This is a genomic window from Ureibacillus yapensis, assembly GCF_003515775.1.
Taxonomy (GTDB): Bacteria; Bacillota; Bacilli; order Bacillales_A; family Planococcaceae; genus Ureibacillus; species Ureibacillus yapensis.
The window spans coordinates 35,884-58,167 of the sequence record NZ_QWEI01000003.1 but is presented as its reverse complement, the minus strand read 5'-3'; the positions used below and the strand labels follow the sequence as shown (position 1 = coordinate 58,167).

18 protein-coding genes and 1 pseudogene are annotated in these 22,284 nt (G+C 38.2%); 6 read left to right on the top strand and 13 right to left on the bottom strand.

Annotation, left to right across the window (positions count from 1 at the left end):
• The first annotated feature begins 267 nt into the window (after window positions 1–267).
• Complete coding sequence (locus D1B33_RS18630; protein ID WP_118875836.1) at window positions 268–1,671, top strand: tyrosine-type recombinase/integrase; 1,404 nt, start codon at window positions 268–270, stop codon at window positions 1,669–1,671.
• 139 nt (window positions 1,672–1,810) lie between these two features.
• On the opposite strand, the pseudogene D1B33_RS18745 reads toward D1B33_RS18630, so the two are convergent.
• Together D1B33_RS18745 and D1B33_RS07845 are read right to left on the bottom strand one after the other, a co-directional pair.
• A pseudogene (locus tag D1B33_RS18745) lies at window positions 1,811–1,984 on the bottom strand (tyrosine-type recombinase/integrase); the annotation flags it as partial.
• A 46-nt stretch (window positions 1,985–2,030) separates the two neighbouring features.
• Window positions 2,031–2,615, bottom strand: coding sequence for a site-specific integrase (locus D1B33_RS07845; protein WP_267897040.1), 585 nt, complete (start codon window positions 2,613–2,615; stop codon window positions 2,031–2,033).
• Window positions 2,616–3,502: 887 nt separating this feature from the next.
• On the opposite strand from D1B33_RS07845, the gene D1B33_RS07840 reads away from it, so the two are divergent.
• Complete coding sequence (locus tag D1B33_RS07840) at window positions 3,503–3,835, top strand: DUF485 domain-containing protein (RefSeq protein ID WP_407656716.1); 333 nt, start codon at window positions 3,503–3,505, stop codon at window positions 3,833–3,835.
• Window positions 3,835–5,379, top strand: coding sequence for a solute symporter family protein (locus D1B33_RS07835; protein WP_118875834.1), 1,545 nt, complete (start codon window positions 3,835–3,837; stop codon window positions 5,377–5,379). The genes D1B33_RS07840 and D1B33_RS07835 overlap by 1 nt, the downstream gene beginning before the upstream one ends.
• A gap of 37 nt (window positions 5,380–5,416) precedes the next feature.
• Here D1B33_RS07835 and D1B33_RS07830 read toward each other — a convergent pair whose 3' ends face one another.
• The 3 genes from D1B33_RS07830 to parE all read right to left on the bottom strand — a co-directional run bounded on the left by D1B33_RS07830 (window position 5,417) and on the right by parE (window position 10,868).
• The gene (locus D1B33_RS07830) at window positions 5,417–6,319 is read right to left on the bottom strand and encodes a DMT family transporter (protein ID WP_118875833.1); all 903 of its coding nucleotides are present in this window, start codon (window positions 6,317–6,319) and stop codon (window positions 5,417–5,419) included.
• A 134-nt stretch (window positions 6,320–6,453) separates the two neighbouring features.
• Entirely contained in the window at window positions 6,454–8,895 is a 2,442-nt protein-coding gene (parC, locus tag D1B33_RS07825) for a DNA topoisomerase IV subunit A (RefSeq protein WP_118875832.1), read from the bottom strand.
• On the bottom strand, window positions 8,892–10,868 hold the full coding sequence (gene parE / locus D1B33_RS07820; protein ID WP_118875831.1) for a DNA topoisomerase IV subunit B: 1,977 nt from the start codon (window positions 10,866–10,868) through the stop codon (window positions 8,892–8,894). Before parE ends, parC begins: the two co-directional genes overlap by 4 nt.
• Window positions 10,869–11,259: 391 nt before the next feature.
• Between parE and plsY the strand changes: the two genes are divergently transcribed.
• Together plsY and D1B33_RS07810 are read left to right on the top strand one after the other, a co-directional pair.
• Window positions 11,260–11,862: a glycerol-3-phosphate 1-O-acyltransferase PlsY gene (gene plsY / locus D1B33_RS07815; RefSeq protein ID WP_118875830.1), complete on the top strand. Its 603-nt coding sequence runs from the start codon at window positions 11,260–11,262 to the stop codon at window positions 11,860–11,862.
• 55 nt (window positions 11,863–11,917) lie between these two features.
• On the top strand, window positions 11,918–12,211 hold the full coding sequence (locus D1B33_RS07810) for a HesB/YadR/YfhF family protein (RefSeq protein WP_118875829.1): 294 nt from the start codon (window positions 11,918–11,920) through the stop codon (window positions 12,209–12,211).
• A 40-nt stretch (window positions 12,212–12,251) separates the two neighbouring features.
• Here the strand turns inward: D1B33_RS07810 and D1B33_RS07805 are convergent, their stop codons facing one another.
• Together D1B33_RS07805 and D1B33_RS07800 are read right to left on the bottom strand one after the other, a co-directional pair.
• Window positions 12,252–12,620 carry a hypothetical protein gene (locus D1B33_RS07805; RefSeq protein ID WP_118875828.1) on the bottom strand — a complete coding sequence of 123 codons (369 nt, stop codon included), beginning with the start codon at window positions 12,618–12,620 and terminating at the stop codon, window positions 12,252–12,254.
• An 84-nt stretch (window positions 12,621–12,704) separates the two neighbouring features.
• Window positions 12,705–13,259 (bottom strand): flavodoxin family protein, encoded by a 555-nt coding sequence (locus D1B33_RS07800; protein ID WP_118876064.1) that lies wholly within the window; start codon window positions 13,257–13,259, stop codon window positions 12,705–12,707.
• Between the two features lie 188 nt (window positions 13,260–13,447).
• Between D1B33_RS07800 and D1B33_RS07795 the strand changes: the two genes are divergently transcribed.
• Entirely contained in the window at window positions 13,448–14,368 is a 921-nt protein-coding gene (locus D1B33_RS07795; protein WP_118875827.1) for an oxidoreductase, read from the top strand.
• A 91-nt stretch (window positions 14,369–14,459) separates the two neighbouring features.
• On the opposite strand, the gene D1B33_RS07790 is transcribed toward D1B33_RS07795, so the two are convergent.
• From D1B33_RS07790 to D1B33_RS07765, 6 genes are all read right to left on the bottom strand, one after another.
• The gene (locus D1B33_RS07790) at window positions 14,460–16,040 is read right to left on the bottom strand and encodes an amidohydrolase (protein WP_118875826.1); all 1,581 of its coding nucleotides are present in this window, start codon (window positions 16,038–16,040) and stop codon (window positions 14,460–14,462) included.
• Window positions 16,041–16,132: 92 nt separating this feature from the next.
• Window positions 16,133–17,098: a VanW family protein gene (locus D1B33_RS07785; RefSeq protein ID WP_233549418.1), complete on the bottom strand. Its 966-nt coding sequence runs from the start codon at window positions 17,096–17,098 to the stop codon at window positions 16,133–16,135.
• A 111-nt stretch (window positions 17,099–17,209) separates the two neighbouring features.
• Complete coding sequence (locus D1B33_RS07780; protein ID WP_233549417.1) at window positions 17,210–18,328, bottom strand: Ger(x)C family spore germination protein; 1,119 nt, start codon at window positions 18,326–18,328, stop codon at window positions 17,210–17,212.
• Window positions 18,325–19,434 carry a GerAB/ArcD/ProY family transporter gene (locus tag D1B33_RS07775; RefSeq protein ID WP_118875825.1) on the bottom strand — a complete coding sequence of 370 codons (1,110 nt, stop codon included), beginning with the start codon at window positions 19,432–19,434 and terminating at the stop codon, window positions 18,325–18,327. The genes D1B33_RS07780 and D1B33_RS07775 overlap by 4 nt, the downstream gene beginning before the upstream one ends.
• Window positions 19,431–20,978, bottom strand: a complete 1,548-nt coding sequence (locus D1B33_RS07770; RefSeq protein WP_325049432.1) for a spore germination protein — start codon at window positions 20,976–20,978, stop codon at window positions 19,431–19,433. Before D1B33_RS07770 ends, D1B33_RS07775 begins: the two co-directional genes overlap by 4 nt.
• Window positions 20,979–21,417: 439 nt before the next feature.
• Entirely contained in the window at window positions 21,418–22,269 is an 852-nt protein-coding gene (locus tag D1B33_RS07765; protein ID WP_118875824.1) for a CheR family methyltransferase, read from the bottom strand.
• Window positions 22,270–22,284 lie beyond the last annotated feature (15 nt).

The following is a 22,284-nucleotide window of genomic DNA, read 5'->3' as shown; positions in this document are numbered from 1 at the left end:
ATTAAATTTTTACTATTCACAGTCGGGCGTAATTCTTGTAAAAGGAATTGGGCCTTCTTTATATAAAGGGCCATTTTTACTTTATATCATTGATTCTGAAAATAAGTAAAAAAAGTATTTGACAAATAATTAAAATTTCTATACATTGGTAGTATATTAATATAAAAAAAGGGAGATCCCCAAACTTTTACGATGTCATCGTATTTCATGTGATGACTTGTATTTAGTTTGGGGATTTTTTGTATTTTTAGAAATGAGGGACATGAGATGAATAATAACATCACAGTAAAAAGTACATTGGAAGAAGCTTACCTAGCACAAGAGAGTGTGAGTGTATGGTCAGCAAATTCTAAAAAAGCATATCGTCGAAATATCAAATTAATAGCAGAACACATGAAAAGTGTAGGATTGGAACCAATTATTGAAAATGTTACATATGATTATGGGAAAAAGTGGTTGAAAGATCACTATGGTACATTCCAACCTAGTACATTAAATCAACGTAAAAGCACGATACCTTCATTATTTAGTCATTTAAATAATGAAGGTATAATCACTGGTAATCCATTTTTAAACCTTGAGATTGAGGATTATTCAGCCGAATCGCATCTATCGAAAGACTTAAATTTAGTCGAACTGTATCAAGTATATAAAGCAGCTCATGAATTACAATCTGAAGGAGTTAATGTTTTAGCTCCCATTTTAACAGATATTTATACAGGTCTACGGTCTACAAATTTAAAAGAACTAAAAGTTAATTCTCTTGATCACGAATCAAGCGCATTAAACATCACATTGGATAAAATGGAGGTAAACTTCCAAGAAGAAGAAAAAAGGATCAATTCTAAAAATCGAGAAGGTTTTCTTCCACTTCCCCCAAAAGCGATGTCAGTTCTTGTGGAATCTGCGGAGGGGAAGGAACCAGAGGATGCACTATTATATGGCTTGCGCGGAAAGGCGTTTGCTAATAAACAAATGAATTATATTGTGAGAAAGATTTGTGAGCATTTGGGCTGGATTATTAAAACATCCGTGACCGAAAAAGAAGGTGTAAACACTGGGAGTAAAATTACAAAAACGGATAAATATTTTACACCGCATGGCTTGCGCTATTCAGTCGCGACCATCTTTCACGATATGGGAGTAGAAGATAATGCAATTCGTATGTTGTTATTACACTCTAAAAAAACAACACAAGGCGTTTTATCACGATATTTTCGTAAAGATTCGAGGGAAGTAAAACAACTTCGCATAGCGCAATTATTACTAGAAACCGTATTAGAAACCGCACTAGAAATGGAAGAAAAATTCAATGTAGAGATGGATCTAGAATCGATTTATGAACAATTGCCCGTTGCATTTGAGAACCAGAAGAAAAATGCATACTATATCAATGTATTTAAAGACGATATTATTCGGTTTACTTTTTCCCGAAAAATGGAGCAAATGTTATCAACTACGACAGATCATTCCAATTCATTATTTCATACAGCAGAGGGCATTAACGTAGCCCCAACACATTCAATGGCACCAATTTACCCTTATCAGCAATACGGATTACAACCGACCGGCTATCCAATGGCTCCACCACAAATGAATTATAATTATCCACCACAGCCACCAACCGGTCATTATCCGCCATATTTTTATGGACCATATGCAAAAAAATAACTACCCAATAATGGGTAGTTTCTTCTATTAAGAATAACAGATTAAAAATATTAAAGGAATTGATGGCTTTCTTTTTTTGCTCAAACTCAACATGAGTATAAACTTCGGTTGAAATTATACTCTCATGGCCTAAAAGTTCCTGAAGGACTCGTAAATCTATATTTTCATTGTTTTCTTGAAGCATCAAAGTCGCAAAGGTATGGCGCAAATGATGTAAAGAAAAACGGGCAGGAGGGAGGCTTGCTTTTTTTAACGCCTTTTTAAAAATGACATGTAAGCCACGTGGATCGAGCGGTTGCCCATGATGATTCAAAAAAACTGCTTCTGTTCGATACGCTTGGTCAGGATTTAACGCTTCTTTATAAGCCGTTAGAATGCATTACTTGTGGATGGAGAGGCAACAGACGTTCCTTTTTACCTTTACCATAGATTTTCACAGTCTCGTTCGTAAAATCCAATTGCTCCCAGGTCAAGGAAACCAGTTCAGAACGTCTCATACCAGTTGTTACAAGTAATTTAAACATCAATTCATTACGTTGTGCCAAGCGTGATCGATCTTGTTCTAAAGAGTGAAATAATTGCTGTAAATCTTTCACTGTCATATAAACAGGGAGTTTAGCATCTGTTTTTGGTGTTTCAATTCCAGTCATAAAATCATGCTGTAAATATTTTTCTTCCAAACAAAATTTAGTAAATGATTTTAAGGAGGAAATTTTACGATTCACTGAACGAGCTTGTTGGTGTCTTGTACTTAATTCATACCGAATGAATCGTCGTACAAGTGTTTTGGTAATCTCATTCAAGTCAGTTGAACACTGATGATTTGTTAAGAATTCAAGAAAATGCTGTAGATCATATTCGTAGCTTGTAACAGTGTGTGTAGAGTAATTTTTTTCAATTTCAATATACAGAATAAATTCATCAATCGCAGCTTTTAGTTGCATTATGAAAATCTCCAGATAAATGATTAAACGATAATCAATTATCTGCACAAAAAAACCCAATTATCCTTGAAAAGGAGAATTATCGTTCACATGAAAATTATTAGGAACTTCAATAAATTTAGTCGATTAGTACAGATATTATGGGAACTAAAGGGCATCAAGCCACTCTGCACGGGAAAAATTTCTAGTTTACATAATATAAATTATAGGAAGCTGCGTTTCGTTTCAAAAGTATACTTATAATAGTGAGACAGAATTAAAAATAACCTTTATTTAGGAATCCTTCCATTTAGATTGATCATTTAAGAATAATCTATCTTTATAATCTATCTTTTTTATCCAAGCATCTGTCCTTTTTAACCCTTTTTGCACTTTTCCTTGATCTTCATCTACATTGCCATTTAAATTATTAATTAGATTTCTTCTATTATTTTTATCAGCTAAATTGGCACTTTATTTGGCTGGGCTTCCATTTCATCGGTTTCATCAATATTTATTACTATTTTGAACTTCAAAACCTTGGTAATAATTTTTCTTCTATATCGTGACCTAACATCAATTTTTTATTACGCAATATCAATTTTTCCAATAGACTCCTAAATGAAACTCCCTTCTTTATCCATTTAGTTTTTGTCAATACTTAAAAGTTTTCAAATTCTGTCCTTTATACTTCGACTAAAATACCCGCTTTTAAGTAATTTGTTGTTATAAATCTCGTTAACTTTAAAAATTTCTCTTTTAATCGTAAAAGTTTTCTAAAAATATTTTATTATTTAAATAAAAAGTATTGCAATTTTGTGAACGCTTAAATACAATAATAATTGTAAAATCTATCAAAATAGAATTTTGCAAACAAGAAGTAGAAAAAAACAACTTAAAAAAGGGGGATGTTTATGGCGAGGAACTTGAAAGATGAGCGTATTGACTATGACAAGATTGCTGAGATGCAATCATTTAAGGAATTAACCAAGAAGAAAAATTCCTTTTTATGGACAATTACAGTTATTTTCTTAGCTGCCTACTTGTTATTGCCTATTTTGACGTCTTTTACTGAAATTCTTCACCAAAAAGCAGTGGGAGAAATAACTTGGGTGTGGTTTTACTCTGCTGGGCTATTTATAATGACTTGGGGATTGGCTCATTTATATGTAGCGAAGGCGAATTCATTCGATAAGGAAGCAAAAGCGATTATCGAAGAGTATGAAAGAGGTGTTGAATAATGAGTATAACTGCTGTTGTTATGTTCTTGGCAATTGTCGGATTGACATTGGTTATTACTTGGTGGGCTTCAAGAAAAACAAGTACAGCCAGTGATTTCTACACAGCTGGCGGTGGTTTAAGTGGTTGGCAAAATGGACTTGCCATTTCAGGAGACTATTTATCAGCGGCCTCTTTCCTTGGTATCGCCGGATCAATCGCATTAAATGGATTCGATGGATTCTTCTTCTCTCTTGGATACTTGGTTGCTTACCTAGTCGTTTTATATATTGTTGCTGAACCATTAAGAAATCTTGGTAAATTTACGTTGGCAGACATGATTTCTGCCCGTTTCGATGCAAAAAAAGTTCGTGGTACAGCTGCATTAAGTTCTATCGTAATCGTATTGTTCTATATGATTGCTCAACTTGTGGGGGCTGGTGCACTGATTCAATTACTATTGGGAATCGATTATTGGGTTGCAGTACTTCTTGTTGGATTCATGATGACAATCTACGTTTTATTCGGTGGAATGACTGCAACAAGTTGGGTGCAAATTATTAAAGCTTGTTTGTTAATGTTGGGTACAGTAATTATTTCATTCTTGGTTTTAGCTAAATTTGACTTTAATATTTTAACTATGTTCTCTCAAATGTCAACTGCAACAGATGCAGGACAAGCTTATTTGAATCCAGGGTTAAAATATACAAATGGAATTGATACAATTTCCATGTTAATCGCACTGGTTCTGGGTACAGCTGGTTTACCGCATATCTTAATGCGTTTCTTCACAGTAAAAGATGCTCAAACTGCCCGTTCTTCTGTAATTTGGGCGACATGGATTGTAGGAATTTTCTATGTCTTGACAATCTTCCTTGGATTCGGTGCTGCAGCATTCGTTGGTAAAGAATCCATCGTTGCTGCCAATGCTGCCGGTAACATGGCTGCCCCGCTTCTAGCTCAAGCTTTAGGTGGAGATGTTTTGTTCTCATTCGTATGTGCTGTTGCATTCGCAACGATTTTAGCTGTAGTAGCAGGCCTTGTACTTTCAGGTGCTTCTGCCCTATCTCATGATATCTATGGCCAAATCATTAAAAAAGGCAAAGTGACTGAAAAAGAACAAGTTGTTGCTGCTCGTGTTGGATCGATTATTATTGCTGTGGTTTCAATTGTATTGGCTTTAGGGGCCCAAACGTTAAACGTAGCGTTCTTGGTATCTCTGGCATTCTGTATCGCTGCTTCAGCAAACTTGCCGGTTATCATCTATACAATCTACTGGAAACGTTTCAATACATCCGGTGCTGTAACTGCAATGCTGACAGGTTTGATTTCTGCATTGATTTTGGTGGCGGTATCGCCAAACGTTTGGAATCCAGAGGCTGGTAAAGCGATATTTGTTGGAGATCCGTTAATCTTCTTAACGAACCCAGCAATTGTCTCAGTACCACTAGGATTTTTAGGCGGCTGGATTGGAACAATGCTTTCTAAAGAAAGAGATGATATGAAATATCGTGAAGTTGATGTTAAAGCACAAACTGGTATTTCTGTTCAGGATGTTTCCCACTAAAACGCCAAACCTCGAGTTTTTGAAACTCGAGGTTTTTTTATACGGCTTTTTGTTCTCTTTTCGCTAACAGAACAATTGTGAATAAAATCAACGCTGTTCCGATCCAATCAAACCATCCAAAAGAAACGCCCAAAAATAACACAGATGTCATTGCTGCGGATAATGGTTCAGCACATGCCAGTAAACTTGTTTCCGATGCCGATAAGTATTTCAAGCTTTCTAAATAACAATAAAATGCAAGGACAGTACCACAGATTACGATAAATAAAAAAGCAAAATTTGCATTGAAGTTCCAATAGCCTTCAAATTGCCAAGGCGGGTTTACAATAGAAAAGGCAATTCCGCCAACTATCATGCCCCACCCCACCACCATCGTGGAACCCCATCTCATTAAAAGTTGAATCGGCTGAATGGTGTAAAAAGCAAGCCCGAAAGCTGATAATATTCCCCAAAACAAACCTTCCTTAGAAATCGACAATGTATGTATATTTCCATGAGTAACAAGCAGCAAAGTACCGAGCAATGCCAAAAATACAGCAGATCCTTCTTTTCTTGTTGGCCATCGTTTTGCTTTAAAAATAAAATAACTTGTAACAATTGCCGGACCTAAGTATTGGAGCACGGTTGCTGTTGCAGCATTGCTATATTTAATGGCCGCTAAATATGTATATTGCACCCCGATCATGCCCACAATCCCAAAGAGAATTATTTGCACAACATCTACCTTCTGTCGCCAGATATCAAAGATACGTGTGCCTTGTTGCTTGAAAGCAATGGCCATCAGTAAAGAACCTGCGGATAATAAACGTACGGCTGTTAACCATTCAGGACTAATCTGTAAAGCTTGAAACAAATATTGGGAAACAGTCCCGGATATCCCCCAAAAAATAGCCGCTGTGAGAACGAGAAGAATTCCTTTGAACCGGTTATGAACATGCATTTTAGTTCCTCCTAAACGTTTACGAAACAATTTAATGGTAGGAGGTTTGGTTCACAATTGCAATACAATATTTTACAAACTGACATTAGAAAAAGCCATGCAATCACAATTGACGTGATTACATGGCTAAAAAATTACTGTATTTCTTCCTTATTATGAGAAATGACTTTAACCAGCATCAATTCTCCATCATTTGCAACATCCATTTTCAAAGATCCATTTGAGTAACGGTCAGCTTTGTTTAATGTTTTTACTGCAATGGTTTCTTGCACATTTTTTGTTGTTTCCAATAAAATTGAGTCATCGGAATTTACCAATCTCACGGCAAAAATACGGTGTGGGTTAGACTTTAATTCTTTTAGCACGACAACTCCGCGTTTGGCCCTTGAACTTTTTTCAACTTCCGAGACATTCATGCGCTTAACTGCACCTCGATGCGTAACAACGATTACCTCTTGTTCATCCCCTGACTGAAGCAGGTTGACCGAGATTAATTGATCTCCATCTTTTAAGTTGATTCCTTTTACCCCGCCTGTTCTCAAACCGGTTACCGGAATTTCCTCAACCTCAAAACGAAGGCTATAGCTTAAATAAGTCGTTAATAAAAGCTCTTTTTCATTTGTTACGAGCCCCACAAAAATCATTTCGTCTTCATTTTTCACATTCATGGTTTTAATCGGTTTAGAATATCTTGTAACCGCGTAATCGGCAAGAGCAGAACGTTTTACTTGCCCTTCTTTGGTTGCAGTCAAGATAAAGGCATTTTCCTGCTCAAATTTATCGATGCCAAATGCATTAATAATATGCTCATCCCGATCAAGCGGCACAATACTGGAGATATGCTGCCCAAGATCCTTCCAGCGGATATCCGGAAGTTCATGCACTGGTTGATAAATATAATTGCCTTTATTAGTGAAAAGAAGCAAATGATGCTGCGTATTCAATGTTTCTTCGAATAATAGATAATCCGAATCTTTCATGGCAAAATCCTGGCCATTCGAAGCTGCATGCGAACGAATGCTTGTCCGTTTTACATAGCCGTCGTTTGTTACTGTTACGACTACTTCTTCGCTTGGTACAAGAACATCCAATGTTACTTTGATTTCTTCAATTTTTGCTTGAATTGTTGTGCGGCGTGGTTCGCCAAATTTTTTACGAATCTCTCTCAGCTCTGATTTTATTACTTTTATTAATTGTTTTTCATTTGCCAAGATTTCTTTCAGCTCCGCAATTAACTTCTCAAGATCTTGCTGTTCAGCACGCAATTCCGTAATATCCGTATTGGTTAAACGATATAATTGCAAGCTGACAATTGCTTCCGATTGAACCTCCGTAAAGCCGAACTGTGCCTCAAGGTTGGATTTTGCATCCCGCTTATCTTTTGAAGCTCGAATCGCAGCAATAACTTCATCAAGGATTGAAATGGCTTTAATCAACCCTTCTACAATATGTAAACGGTCATTGGCTTTTTTAAGTTCAAATTTTGAACGCTTTGTTACCACTTCTTTTTGGTGGGCAATATAAGAATCCAGAATTAATGGCAGCGTCATCATAGTCGGTCGTCTATTATGAATGGCAATCATATTAAAGTTGTAATTGACTTGCAGTTCGGTTGTTTTATATAGATACTGCAAAATACCTTCGCCTTGTACATCTTTTTTCAACTCAATGACAATTCTAAGCCCTGTGCGGTCGGATTCATCGCGAATTTCAGCAATCCCGTCCAACCGTTTATCAATTCGTTGTTCGTCAATTTTTTTCACTAAATTGGCTTTATTGACCTCATATGGCAGCTCAGTAATGACGATTTGTTCTTTTCCGCCTTTAAGCGGTTCTATGGCTGCTTTAGAACGGATAATAATTTTGCCTTTTCCTGTTTCATAGGCTTTTTTTATGCCTTCTACACCCTGAATGATGCCGCCCGTTGGAAGATCAGGGCCTTTGATAACTGTCATTAAATCATCAACCGTGCAATTCGGTTGATCCAAACGCATCAAAACGGCATCCAGTGATTCTGTTAAATTATGTGGTGGGATATCTGTAGCATAACCAGCAGAAATCCCTGTGGAACCATTTACAAGCAGATTTGGGAATCTAGCCGGCAAAACAGTTGGCTCCAGGTCTTGATCGTCAAAGTTCGGTACAAAATCAACCGTATTTTTTGTAATGTCACGAAGCATTTCAGCAGCTATGGAAGACAATCGAGCTTCCGTATAACGCATGGCAGCTGGAGGGTCCCCATCCACAGAACCGTTGTTTCCATGCATTTCAATAAGCATATGGCGCATTTTCCAGTCCTGGCTTAAGCGAACCATTGCTTCATAAACGGATGAGTCACCGTGCGGGTGGAAGTTACCAATTACGTTTCCGACCGTTTTGGCCGATTTGCGGAATGGTTTCTCACTTGTATTTCCTTCGTTGTACATAGCATACAGAATACGGCGTTGAACGGGTTTTAACCCATCGCGTGCATCCGGCAGTGCACGGTCTTGAATGATGTATTTACTATAACGACCGAACCGATCGCCCATCACTTCTTCTAATGGTAATTCCTGAAAACGTTCGGATGTCGTCATTTATCTAAACCCTCCTCATGTTGGATGAAATCGCTATCCAGGATATTCATATCATCCTCCATACCAAAATCCACATTGGATTCAATCCATTTGCGCCGTGGTTCTACTTTATCGCCCATTAATGTTGTCACACGGCGTTCCGCACGTGCACCATCTTCTATCGTGACGCGGATTAACGTTCTCGTTTCCGGGTTCATCGTTGTATCCCAAAGCTGGTCGGCATTCATTTCCCCCAACCCTTTATAGCGTTGAAGAATATAGCCTTTGCCCACTTTGTTGATGGCAGATTGCAATTCCGCTTCTGTCCACGCATACTCAATGACTTCTTTTTTACCTGTTCCTCTTGAGACTTTATAAAGCGGCGGCAACGCAATAAAGACTTTTCCGGCATCTATTAAAGGCCGCATGTATTTATAGAAGAAAGTTAGTAGCAATACTTGAATGTGGGCACCATCTGTATCCGCATCGGTCATGATGATCACTTTGTCGTAAGCAGCGTCTTCAACATTAAATTCGGCACCTACTCCAGCCCCGATTGTATGAATGATTGTGGAAATCTCTTCATTTTTCATAATGTCTGAAAGCTTTGCTTTTTCTGTATTAATAACTTTTCCTCGCAAAGGCAGAATTGCCTGGAAGGTACGATCTCGGCCCTGTTTGGCAGAACCGCCTGCCGAATCACCCTCAACCAGGTATAATTCGTTCTTCGCAGCGTTTTTCGACTGAGCGGGTGTTAATTTTCCGGAAAGAAGAGTACTTGATCTTTTCTTTTTTCCGCTGCGGGCATCTTCGCGGGCTTTACGCGCGGCTTCCCTTGCCTGTTGCGCCCGAATCGCTTTGCGAACGAGTGAAGCGGACAGCTCCGCATTTTCTTCCAGCACATAAAGCACTTGGTCCTGAACCACGCTTTCTACTGCAGCACGTGCCTCTGTTGTACCAAGCTTGCTTTTCGTTTGGCCTTCAAATTGCAGAAGATGCTCAGGAATACGAATGGAGATAATGGCAGATAGCCCTTCCCGAATATCCGTTCCCTCCAGGTTTTTATCCTTTTCTTTCAGCAATCCAACCTTGCGCGCATATTCATTGAACACTTTTGTCATGGCTGATTTAGCACCTGTTTCGTGGGTACCGCCATCACGCGTTCGAACATTGTTTACAAAGGAAAGAATGGTTTCTGAATAGCCATCATTGAATTGAAAAGCGAATTCCACTTCAATTTCATTGGATGTACCTTCAACGTACTTTACTGGGTGAAGCACATCCTTTTCTTCATTTAAATAAGAAACAAACGCTTCAATCCCGTTTTCATAATAGAACACATCGGATTGTCCTTCTCCGCGTTCATCAATTAGTTCAATTTTTAAGCCTTTTAATAAAAAGGCAGATTCGCGCAAACGCTCGGCCAAGATATCGTAATTAAATTTCGTAACAGAGAAGATATCTTTATCCGGCAAAAACTGAACAAGCGTTCCAGTTTCTTTCGTTTTGCCGATTACTTCCAGTGTTGTAGCGGGTTTTCCGCCATTTTCAAAACGTTGGTGATAGATTTGTCCATCTCGGTAAATGGTTACTTCCAGAAACTTTGAAAGAGCATTTACAACAGAAGAACCAACTCCGTGCAAACCCCCACTAGTTTTATATCCGCCTTGTCCAAATTTGCCTCCAGCGTGAAGTACCGTGAAAATAATTTCCGGCGTTGGTTTTCCCATCTTATGCATCCCTGTTGGCATCCCACGTCCAAAATCACGAACACTTACTGATCCATTTTCATGGATTTTTACGATGATATGTGAACCGAATCCGCCAAGCGCTTCATCAACTGCATTATCCACTATCTCATAAACCAAATGATGAAGACCCCGGCTATCCGTAGAACCGATATACATCCCCGGTCTTTTACGAACCGCTTCCAATCCTTCTAATACTTGAATGGCATCGTCATCATATGCGATCCCCGGCTGATTTACTGCCAAATCAAATCCCCTCCAAAAATACAAACATCTGTTCTGTCTCTCTATTTATCGTAAACGACTATAGTAATTTCTGTCAACATTTCCTCTTCTAGATAAGCTTATTCATTGTATCAAACAAAAGTCAATTAGCACAAACAGAAGATAATCACCAGATCATTTCTCTATATCTTATTATACCTGTAAAATGGCAAACATAATGTTCTTTTATTCACGATTGTTTTCACTTTTTCCTTCAACTTCTTTCATTTTCCCAAAAAATAATTAGATGCTCTTCTATACAGATTAGATTATTATGAAAGTAGAAATGTATCTTCCGCATCTTGCTAAAAAGGTGTAAGATGGTGATAACAACTATTAGTACCAACTATTAATGATTTGAAAGGATTTTTATATGGAAAATGCAATTATATTGATACTTGCCTATTTAATCGGATCCATTCCCTCAGGACTATGGATCGGCAAAATCTTTTTTAATACCGATATTAGAGAACATGGAAGCGGTAATCTGGGAGCAACAAACTCATTTCGCGTTTTAGGGAAAAAAGCCGGATTTGTCGTGACAATCCTTGATATTTTAAAAGGAACAGCAGCTACGTTGCTTCCTTTGCTTCCCTACTTGGCTGAATCAAGTATCCACCCTTTAGTTTTAGGGGCAGTCGCAGTAGTGGGACATATGTTCCCGATTTTTGCCGGCTTCCGCGGGGGCAAGGCAGTTGCTACATCCGGCGGGGTTGTCCTGGGCTATGCTTGGCCGTTATTCGTCCTTTTGATAGTCGGATTTTTGATTTCGTTAAAAATCACGAAAATTGTTAGTTTGTCATCCATGATTGTTTCGGTTGTGGCGCTTATTTATTGTGTGATCCATACCATCATAACAGGAGATTTCGCTTTATTGATTCTGGTTTTCATCTTATCGATGTTTATCTTTTATCGTCACCGTGCAAATATAAAAAGAATAAAAGAGGGAACCGAACCAAAGGTAACTTGGATTTAACATTTATTTAGTATAAGTACACTTCTTTAATAATCAACCAAAAGGGGATGGCAAATTGAATATTAAAGTAACCGAAGAAGCATTGCGATGGTTTAAGGAAGAGATGGAAGCATCGGCTGGCGATACGATTCGCTTTTATGCAAGATATGGCGGCTCTTCCCCATTTCATGAAGGCTTTTCTTTGGGGATGAATCGCGAAGAACCACATGATATAGGAGTTCAAAAAGAAATCGAAGGCATTTGCTTCTATATTGAAAAAGATGACCTTTGGTTTTTCAATGAACACGATCTCCTGGTGGATATGAACCGTGAAACTGAAGAGTTAAAATATCAATATTTGCAGCATTAGTAAAAGCGAGGAGGGTTTCCCCTTCTCGCTTTTGTGTTGTTTAGAACCGTTTCACATTGATGATTTCTTTCTCAAAGTCAAGACCGATCACCATTTCATTATAGGCTTCCAAAACAGGTAAATAGCGTTGCTCCACTAAAAGCTCATCCACTTCACCTTCAAAATCATAGCGTATCGAGTCAAAGCACTCTCCGAAGTTTTGCATATATTGCAGAAAACGTTGGGTTTCATCCATTTGGGCAACTGCCGCATCTATCTTCGAATAAACTTGAAAAGAATGTTTGTTTGCATTGAATCTTTCAAAAGAATCAAAGCGATCGCGACCCTCTTTATGTGCCAATCGTTTAAGATCCTTCATGCTATTCAACACATTTTTCCCTTGTTGTACGAGTGTTTCTTTTACTTCCATTTCTATTACGACCTTTCAATAAATCTAGTTATACTATTATTGTATCACTTTGTTTCATTGTTAAGTGTTAATTGCTCTTTTCTGTTACGGATTCACATGCTTTCTCAATGTTTCTTTCATCTGCAACGCACATGTTATGGCTTTTGTGTCCATCTGGATTTCGCCGGGTTTACTGGCTTTGCCTATTATATATCCTTCAAAGGACATGCCAAAATAATCGCAGATATATTGAAATTGTTGAATCATCGGAAGTCCTTTAATCGAAGGGCGATCTCCTCCGACTGCCACCACATAGATTTTCTTTTTCCCCAATTCTGAACGAAAGTTTGGGTGATTTTTGTCTCGCAGTGTTTGGGACCACCGATCAATAAACAGCTTCATCGTTCCACTCATGCTATACCAGTAGATAGGAGTGGAGAAAATAAGAATATCGTGTTTCATGACTGTCTCGATCACATTGTTATAATCATCAAACACTTCTTGAAAACCATTTGCTGAATGACGCTCATCTTTAATGGGCAAAATTTGAAACTCTCTTAAATGGATTTTTTCAACAGACAATCCGTCAATCACCTGCTCAGTAAGTGCTTCCGTATTTCCATTCTCTCTCGTACTTCCGTAAATGACCGCAATCGACATTTTTTCTTCTCCCCTTTTCACAATTTTATTCTGACCGCTGCTTCCAAAGAACCAGGCTTTGGAATACTCCAACATTAAAAACTTATTCTCTCTTTCTTCTGTTTTTCGATTCCATTCATATAATAGGAACAACAATTCTTGGTTTCTAAATCTTTTTTACATGAAACTCAGAAAGGAGCAAGTATTCAATGTCTAGAGAATGGACGAAGCAGGATTTGCGCGACCAATCAGGAAAAATAGTTATTGTAACGGGCGGCAATAGCGGAATTGGCTATGAAGCAAGCAAAGCTTTAGCCGGGAATTATGCCACCGTTGTTCTTGCGGTGCGCAATGTCAATAAAGGACGCGAAGCACTCGATAAAATAAAATATGAATTTCCGAATGCGAATATCCATGTAATGAAACTAGATTTAAACGATTTGGAAAGCGTAAAAGAATTTTCTCGGGAATTCAGAGGAAAGTTTTCTTCTCTGTCGCTTCTTATTAACAACGCCGGAATCATGGCTCCCACTCAACGCATTACCAAGGATGGCTTTGAATCGCAATTTGGAGTCAATTATCTTGGTCATTTTGCGTTAACCGGATTATTGATCGATCTAATAATCAAAACGCCGGATTCCCGGGTCATCTCAGTCGGAAGTCTTGCGGCGCATAACACCAAACCCGAATTTAAAAACTTCAAGGGGACAAAGAAGAAAGTTTCCCTCTTGCAGTCTTATGCGCAAAGCAAGTTGGCTTGCATGTTCTTTGCCAAAGAGCTTCAATATCGTTTTCGAGCCAAGAATATCGATGCTAAAAGTGTTGCTTGCCACCCGGGCATCGTCCAAACTTATTTATTTGGAAAAGGGTCGGGAAAACTCAATAAACGATTTACGCGGGCTTCCTTAAAATTGATTGGCCAAAGCGCGGAATTAGGGGCTTATCCCCTTTTATATGCAGCAACCGAACATTCGATTCGTGGAGGAGAATATATCGGACCGGATGGCAGAAAAGGGATTAAGGGCTTTCCAACCGAATTGGAAATACTTGATGAACTATTTGATGAACATGTCTCGAATAATTTATGGATTCTTTCCGAAAAACTGACAGGCGTTACTTATAAATTTTAAGATTTATGCTAGATAAAAAACCCCTCTGGAAATTGAACCAGGGGGATTGAACAGCGAAAACAATAGGAGCCTTTTGTGGTATGTGTTTTTATTATTTACGTTCGAAGACAGTGCGACCGGCTACAACCGTTTTAATGACTTTTGCTTTTAACATGTCCTCCGGAGTTCCGGCGAATAAATCGCGGTCGAATATGGTGAAATCCGCATCATAGCCGGCTTTTATAAGTCCACGGATATCTTCCTTGCATATGGCTTGTGCACTGCCATACGTATAGGCGCGGATTGCCTCATAGCGGCTTAATTTTTCTTGCGGTAAATACCCATCATGCTGGTCGTTTGGTTTTTTTCGCGCCACTGCTGCATAAATAGAGGCAAGTGGGTCAATATCTTCAATGGGCGCATCGGTTCCGGCTGCACAGATAATCTTTTTATTTATTAATTTTTTCCATGCATAAGCATATTCCAACCGTTTTTCGCCCAGCCGGTTTATGACCCATGGGAAATCGGATGGAACAAAAGCGGGTTGGAGATCACAAACGATTGGCAGATGGGACATGCGTTCGATTAATTCTTCATTCAACACACAACAATGAATGAGGCGATCTCGTTTTCCCTGAGCAACCGGGTATTTTTCAATGGCATTTAGTACTTGTTCGGCAGCAGCATCTCCAATGATGTGTACCGCTACGGCTTCGCTATATTTTCGAGCTGTTTTGACTAGTTGTTCAAGCTCCTGATCTGTATGGATTAATAGCCCTTTGCTATTTGGATTGTCATGGTACGGTTCCAACAATGCCGCCGTAGACCCGCCAAGTGCACCGTCAGCAAAGATTTTCATGGCGCCAGGCTCAATGAATGGTTCATCATAATTCAGATTCTCATTCATCATTTCTTCAAAAACAACATGATGACGCAGTAAATTTACGCGGAAATGGCGTTTTTCCCCGATTGCCTTTTTAAAAGCGGAAAACGGATTGGAAAAATGGCCAAAATAGCTCATATCTTCACTATGACCGCCCGTTAAACCTTTCGATAACAGTTCATCAATTGATAGGTTCAGTATGTTCTCTAAATATTGCTGATACTGTTTACCTTCACGAGGTATCCGGTCCGTGACTAAATTGGATGCCAAATCATATAGTAAACCGTTTAGTTTCCCATTCTCATCACGACCGATCTCGCCACCTGCCGGAGAAATGGTATCTTCTTTAATGTTGGCAGCATTTAATGCGGCCGTGTTTACCAAGATAGCATGATGACAAACTCGCGTTAAGACAATGGGAATCGACCGAATTTCGTCCAACTCCTCGATGGTGGGGATTTGTTGATCTTGAAAGTTATTTTCATTCCATCCCTCGCCGAATAGCCACTGATCATCGGGTGTTTGCTTTGCTGCATCCTTCACCAACTGAATCATCTCGTCTGAGGATTTTGCCGATGATAAATCCAGCCGAACCAGCTTTTCGCCTTGAAAAAGAAGATGAAGGTGGCTATCGACAAACCCTGGATACATCGCTGCACCTTTTAAATCAATGCATTCATCCGCAATCCTTCTTAATTCTTCCCTATTGCCCACTGCGTTGATTTTACCATGCTCAACTAAAACAGCTTCTGCCCTCTCATGCTCTTTTTCCATCGTATAAATCGGTCCGCCATACCAAAGTTGTTTCATCTCAAATCACTTCCCCACATTTCCATTTTCTACTAACTTCATTATGCAATTCTAAAGGGAAATTAACAAGAGAGGTTCTTTATCCAACATCTTCAGTAAGCAAAAAAAAAAGACACATCCTGTGCCTTTTTGTAAGTTAGTTCATTTTTTAGTATTTGTTCATATTCCTTTGAAGTCTTGATTTGTATTGTGATTGAACCTAATTGGTAATACGTTTTCACGATGAACGGAATACCCGTAGTATTTTTAAATTTAAAATCAAGACCGCCAAAGGAGACTGTAGCATCCCTTCCTTTTGGTACATAGCCAACTTCTTTTGAATGGTGGTGTCTTTCAAGGATTTGAACGCCCAACCGATCGACGGCATTAAAAAGTGTGGAAGATGTTTGGCAAATTCCTCCACCGATTCCCATAACCATTTTACCATTCACAATTTCGGGTGCCATTTGGTAGCCTGTCGCGACCTCCCTGGGCCCTACCATTAAATTAAATGAAAAGATATCATTGTGTCCGACAATGACTTGGTTGATTGCAAGGGAGGATAGTTCAATATTTTTGCTGCGTCCGGCGTGATGTCCATTGAAATATGTTGTGTATGAAGATAAAACCACTTCATTTAAATAAGGTATATCCTTCTCATCATACCCACTACCTGTATATTTTAGTGGCAGTTCAATTTCTCCACCTGTAAAGGTATGCTCTATAATTTTTTCAACCAGTGCAGGTTCATCTGCAGTAATAAGTGGACGCCCTTCAATGATTGATCCATTCTTATCGATCTTATCGAGAATCATTGGAATTTTGAAACCTTTTGCCGCTTGATGTACCAAAGCTTCCAACTCTTTCGTGTACAAAACAATATCTGTTTCAAGTTGAAACTCATCCGGAGTAATTGTATCCATTTCTTTTTTCGTGAAAGGGTTTATAATGCTGATTGCATTATCAGCATTGTTCTCTTTCTCAAACGGCTTGTCCAAACTACCATGTACCATTCCGGCTTTGTTGGCAAATAGTATTGAAAACATCAGAACAATGATCATCAACAGTTTTATATTCATTGGAGCAACCCAACCTAACTATTAGTTATGTTTAAACTTAGGATTCCCCATGTACTTTAAAATATGAATGAAAATTCGTCGCACTGGATAGCAGACTCTATTACCAAAAAATTATTCAAACGTTCCATTTCTTATGATATCCACGTTCACCTGTATCTTTGCTTTTATGTCAGGATACAGTTCATTCCATTTAACATTCTTTAATTCCGATTCACTTAAATGCGATTTGTAGACTTCACCAAATCCAAAAATGTCAGAGTTTACTTGCTGGCTATACTTAAATATGCGGTTAATTTCTTCCTCCATTTTTTTGCTCATGGCTTTTTCCACTTTTTTGATTACTTGATGATTTCCAATCGGCACGTTGGAATCGATTTCTAGCAAACGACATTTCATATTGATCGAGATGTCAAACTGGGCAGGTTTTACGCTGACGAGATCAAATCTTCTATCTGTCTCGATGGAATCAACCGCTATTTGCAAATTCCCTGATTGTTTGCTTTTCGATACAATGTTATCCGAGGGAATTTCTAGTTCCAGCGTCCCATGTTTAAAACTATCACTCAACAGCACAACATAGTAAATATCATCAGCAGGTAATCTACCGACCATTTTTCCGTTATTGAAAAAAGCTACACCGTTGATTTGTATATGCTCTCCTTCTTTTTTAAGAAGAGGCATTGCAAACTCCCTGTATGGAGAGTATTTGTCTCGCACTACCTCATGAAGGGTAGAAGAAATCGATTGCTGCTGTTCAATATTGTGTTTTAATAAATTATATAAATATTGTCCAATATCAGTGATGGTTTCATATTTATATTCAATCATGGGTTTTGTTTCGCCTTCTACAACTGCCAAATAAGTACTAGTACTGATCTCCGAGTTCATCATCAACGTGTGGATGGCTTCATCGAGCCCTGATTTTGCCAATTCTTCACCAAATAAAACTACTCGCAATTGCCCGATCATCAGCTGTTTCGCCGTTCTCATATCAAGCTTGGTTCTTGCTCCCTTGCTTGTATGTTCCGTTTCGGATTGTGTTTCGATACTGCTCTCATAATTCGGATTGATTTGTCGAATAACTGCCGTTGCTTTAACATTGTCTTCTTGATCTTGATCGTATCCTACTAAAGTGACTAAACTAATCCGCTCCAGAATTCTGGTTTGTGCACAGCCAAATAGAAACAAGGTTACTGAAAGCAGTAGAATGAATACTTTTTTGCGGTTCAATGATTTTTCACCCGATTCTTTATACTTTTTTTGGTTTTTGCAAAAATGTACAGAAGGAACGGATAAATAAACACTATGATAAATGCCCACTGACTAAAGAAATTATTCATATGGTTAATTTGATATCTTGATTGTACTAGCAAGATTCCCACATACATAATCACGAAAAAAATCGACAAGAAAGCGCGGGGTTTTATTTTGATTATACGACTTGCTCCCCGGTAGGCAGCCCACATAAAAAAACAGAGGTTGGGCAATAGAATAACAAGCCAAATGCAGATAGTAATAATCTCTACCCGTTCAATAAATGGCAACCTGACAACACTGAATAAAGTAAGCGTTGCCCAAATCGTTCTCTCCAATTGTTTCTCGCTAAAATACACAATCGAGACAAGCATGATGAATAAATAAAGCAACAGAGTGGCAAGCAACCCGAGATGAGCAAATTTTTCCGCTTTTTTTCTTTCCTTTATAAATGGATAGATAAAATAAAGGATTTCGAATCCGACAATGGTAAAAGTCATCGTATAAGCACCCTTTACAATTGAGGCAAGATCGGTTGCAAGTACCGGAGAAAGGTGGTTATAGTGAGCAAACTCCAAGGGAAACCAAAGCAAAAAGGGAATCCATATGATAGAAAAAAAGCTAAAGAAAGCAATCCCTACCAAAACACGAAATCCGCCCGTAAAGGCGTAGATTACAGTGAGAAGTATGGTAATTCCGATGAAGCCCTGGGATAAGCCAGGAAAAACCCATGTGACAATCACTTCAATATAGTTTCGCAGGACGACAAAAAAAGCAAAAGCATAATAAAAAATGTATAGAAAATTAAACAAAGTGCCCACGTATTTGCCGTATAGATCTTCATGAATTTCATACAAATCTTTAGTTTGGTATAGTTGCAATGTTTTAACCATAAAAAAGACAGCAATATGTGCGAACAGAAAACTCAAAATAACGGAAATCCATGCATCTTGCTTTGCTTGCTGTGTAATCAAGCGCTGAAATCCATGAATTCCGACACCAACTTGGCACGTTGTAATGATAAAGAATACAAGGGAGACATTAAACTTCTCGTTATTGCTGATTTGGGATGTTTTGCTCACTCTTTCACCTTCTCGCCTCTTAGACCCCCGCTTCGATTTATCAAAGCGTTATTACTCTCTTCTCTTGCTGTATTTGTTGGTTGCCGCTTAATTAATGGAAGTGGAAGTCGAATAATACTATTAGGCCAGTCCTTCCATCTCGGCGGATAAAATGGCGCCAAATAAGGTGCTCCCAAACTTGATTGTCTTAATAAGTGAATAAGGATGATACAAAAAGCAAGCATTAATCCATAGTAGCCCCAAAAACCGGCAAAAATCATTATTGGAAATCGAACTACTCTTATGGAATTTCCCATTACATAATTCGGCGTTGTAAAGGAAGCCAGAGCGCTTAAAGCCATTATGATAATTAATACATTGCTAGTAAGTCCTGCATCCACGGCTGCAGTACCAAGGACAATACCGCCTACAATCCCGATGGTTTGACCAACCTTAGTAGGTAATCGCGCACCTGCTTCCCGGAGCAGTTCGATCGTCAATTCCATCAATAGCGCCTCCATGACTGGCGGAAAAGGAACAATCGCCCTGGATTCGCTTAATGGAATGATAAGTGGCTGCGGGATGACGTCGTAGTGGAACGTTAATGTTGCCACGTACATGGGTGTTGCGAAGATAGCAATAAATATGGCGATGAATCTTAACAATCTGACAAAGGTCCCGATTGGCCAACGTAAATTTTGGTCTTCCCTGCTTTGAAAGAATTCAAAAAATGAATAGGGACTAACAATAGCCATTGAGCTTCCATTGACAACAATCCCTAATTTCCCGCTTAGCAGACCATCACAAAATCGATCCGGTCTTTCGGTTAGCAGCAATTGCGGAAAAATCGAAGAAGAACTATCTTCGATTAATTCAGCCAAATTGGCACTGTCGATTAAATCGTTTATATCTAGGTCCTGAATTCTCTGGCGGACGGTGTTGACTTGATCCTCCGAAGCAATCCCATGAATATATAATAGCGATAAGGAAGTATTGGTGTGCTTCCCAATGGTAAATTGCTCGTTGCATAAATTAGGATTGGTGATATATCTTCGTACAATCGAAACATTTGTTGGGAGGCTTTCATTAAAGCCAATTTGGGAACCAACCACTTGGGACTCGTTTTCCGGTGCAGTCAAACTGCGGGTTTGATAAGTGGTAATCTTGGCAATAACCACTTCGGAAAAACCTTCCACATGGATTAGAACTCCACCTTTTAAGATCTCCTGTATGCAGGTTTTAAAATTGCTGGAGCTTTCCATTTCCGGTATAGGGAGCTTTTCAAAAATGGTTCTAGGTGTCCAATCATCTTGACCTTCCAATGTTTTGAGAATATCCTCTTTCAGGGATTTTCCATCAACTAAATGAGTTAAATAAATGATCCTGATCTCATCAGAAATTACTTTGCAAATCAGATCTGAAGGTGAATGAATTTTTTGCTTAATGTGTTGAATGAACTTTTCATTTGACGAGGAAATGGTGAAGTCCTGAGGTAGATTGTCAGTCTGTTGTTTCTTTTGTTCCGTGATTTTTGTTTGTTGTTTTTTCTTGTTCATTCCAAACATAAAAATCTCCCCATTTCATTTCTTCTTTAGGATTGTCTTCTTATATTGGAACTATACTTTAGGATTTGATGAGGATAGGGAAACTACCTTTTATAGGAAGTGTCTCTTTGAAAAAAAGTGTTAGTAACGAGTAAACTCTTATTTACTAGTGCGTGAGTTTATTAATTTGTACGTTTTTATAGTGCGGGAATAAAAACTTTAATAATAAGAGTGTCGTATAATATGTTATTCTAATAATTTATTCCTCGCATAAAAAACCTGCTATAAATAAAAAAAGCAATTTTTTCGTTTGTAACAACGATAAAATTGCCTTAAAAGCTTGCGTGGTAGAACTCAAATTTCCAGCTGCTTTACTGACCTATTATTTGGATGTAGCTATATAAACTGTAGTGATATAGGAAGAGATAATTGAAAAATATCCATTTTCAAAATCTAAAAGTCATTTAATTTTTTTATAAATTTTCTGAAACCTGTTGATTTCTTCGTAAAAATCCTTGTAATCTGTATAGTTGACGGATTCTTTATTTCCAAGGCAAAGAACTCCTAACTTTCCTAAACTATTATAGAATAACTCGTGTACTCTATTTTGTAATTCTTTATTAAAGTAAATTAAAACATTCCGGCAAAGAATCACATGAAATTCATTAAAGGAGTTATCTGTTACAAGATTATGTTGTGCAAAAACGACATTCCTAGTTAAATAGGAATGAAACTGAACGCCGGCATCCGTTACTTTATAGTAATTGGAAAAAGCCCGCTCCCCACCAGCTATCATATAATTACTTGTATATTTTTTCATATTTTCTAATGAAAAACAGCCTGTTTTTGCGATTTTCAATACATCCGTATTAATATCAGTGGCATATATTTTGGTCTTCTCATATAAATCTACTTCTTGAAGAAGGATCGCCATCGAGAATACCTCTTCCCCAGTCGCACAACCTGCATGCCATATTCGAATAGATGGATATGTTTTTAATAAAGGAACCACTTGTTCTTTAAAAGTTTTAAAGAACAAGGGATCTCGAAACATTTCGGTTACATTGATGGAAAAATCCGCTCTTAACCTTGCAAAACAGGATGAATCATGCAAAACCTTTTCTAGCAAACTAGAAATACTAGTTAATTGCTCTGCATGAATACGATGCCATACCCTTCTTTTAATTGAAGGATATGCATAGTTTCGATAATCATATCCATATTTTAAATAAATACCTTCAAGTAGTAGATGGATTTCCAGTTTTTCTAAATTCTCTTCTTGTTCATCAAGTGGTAAAGAAAATAGGTCCATTTCTAAGACTTCCCC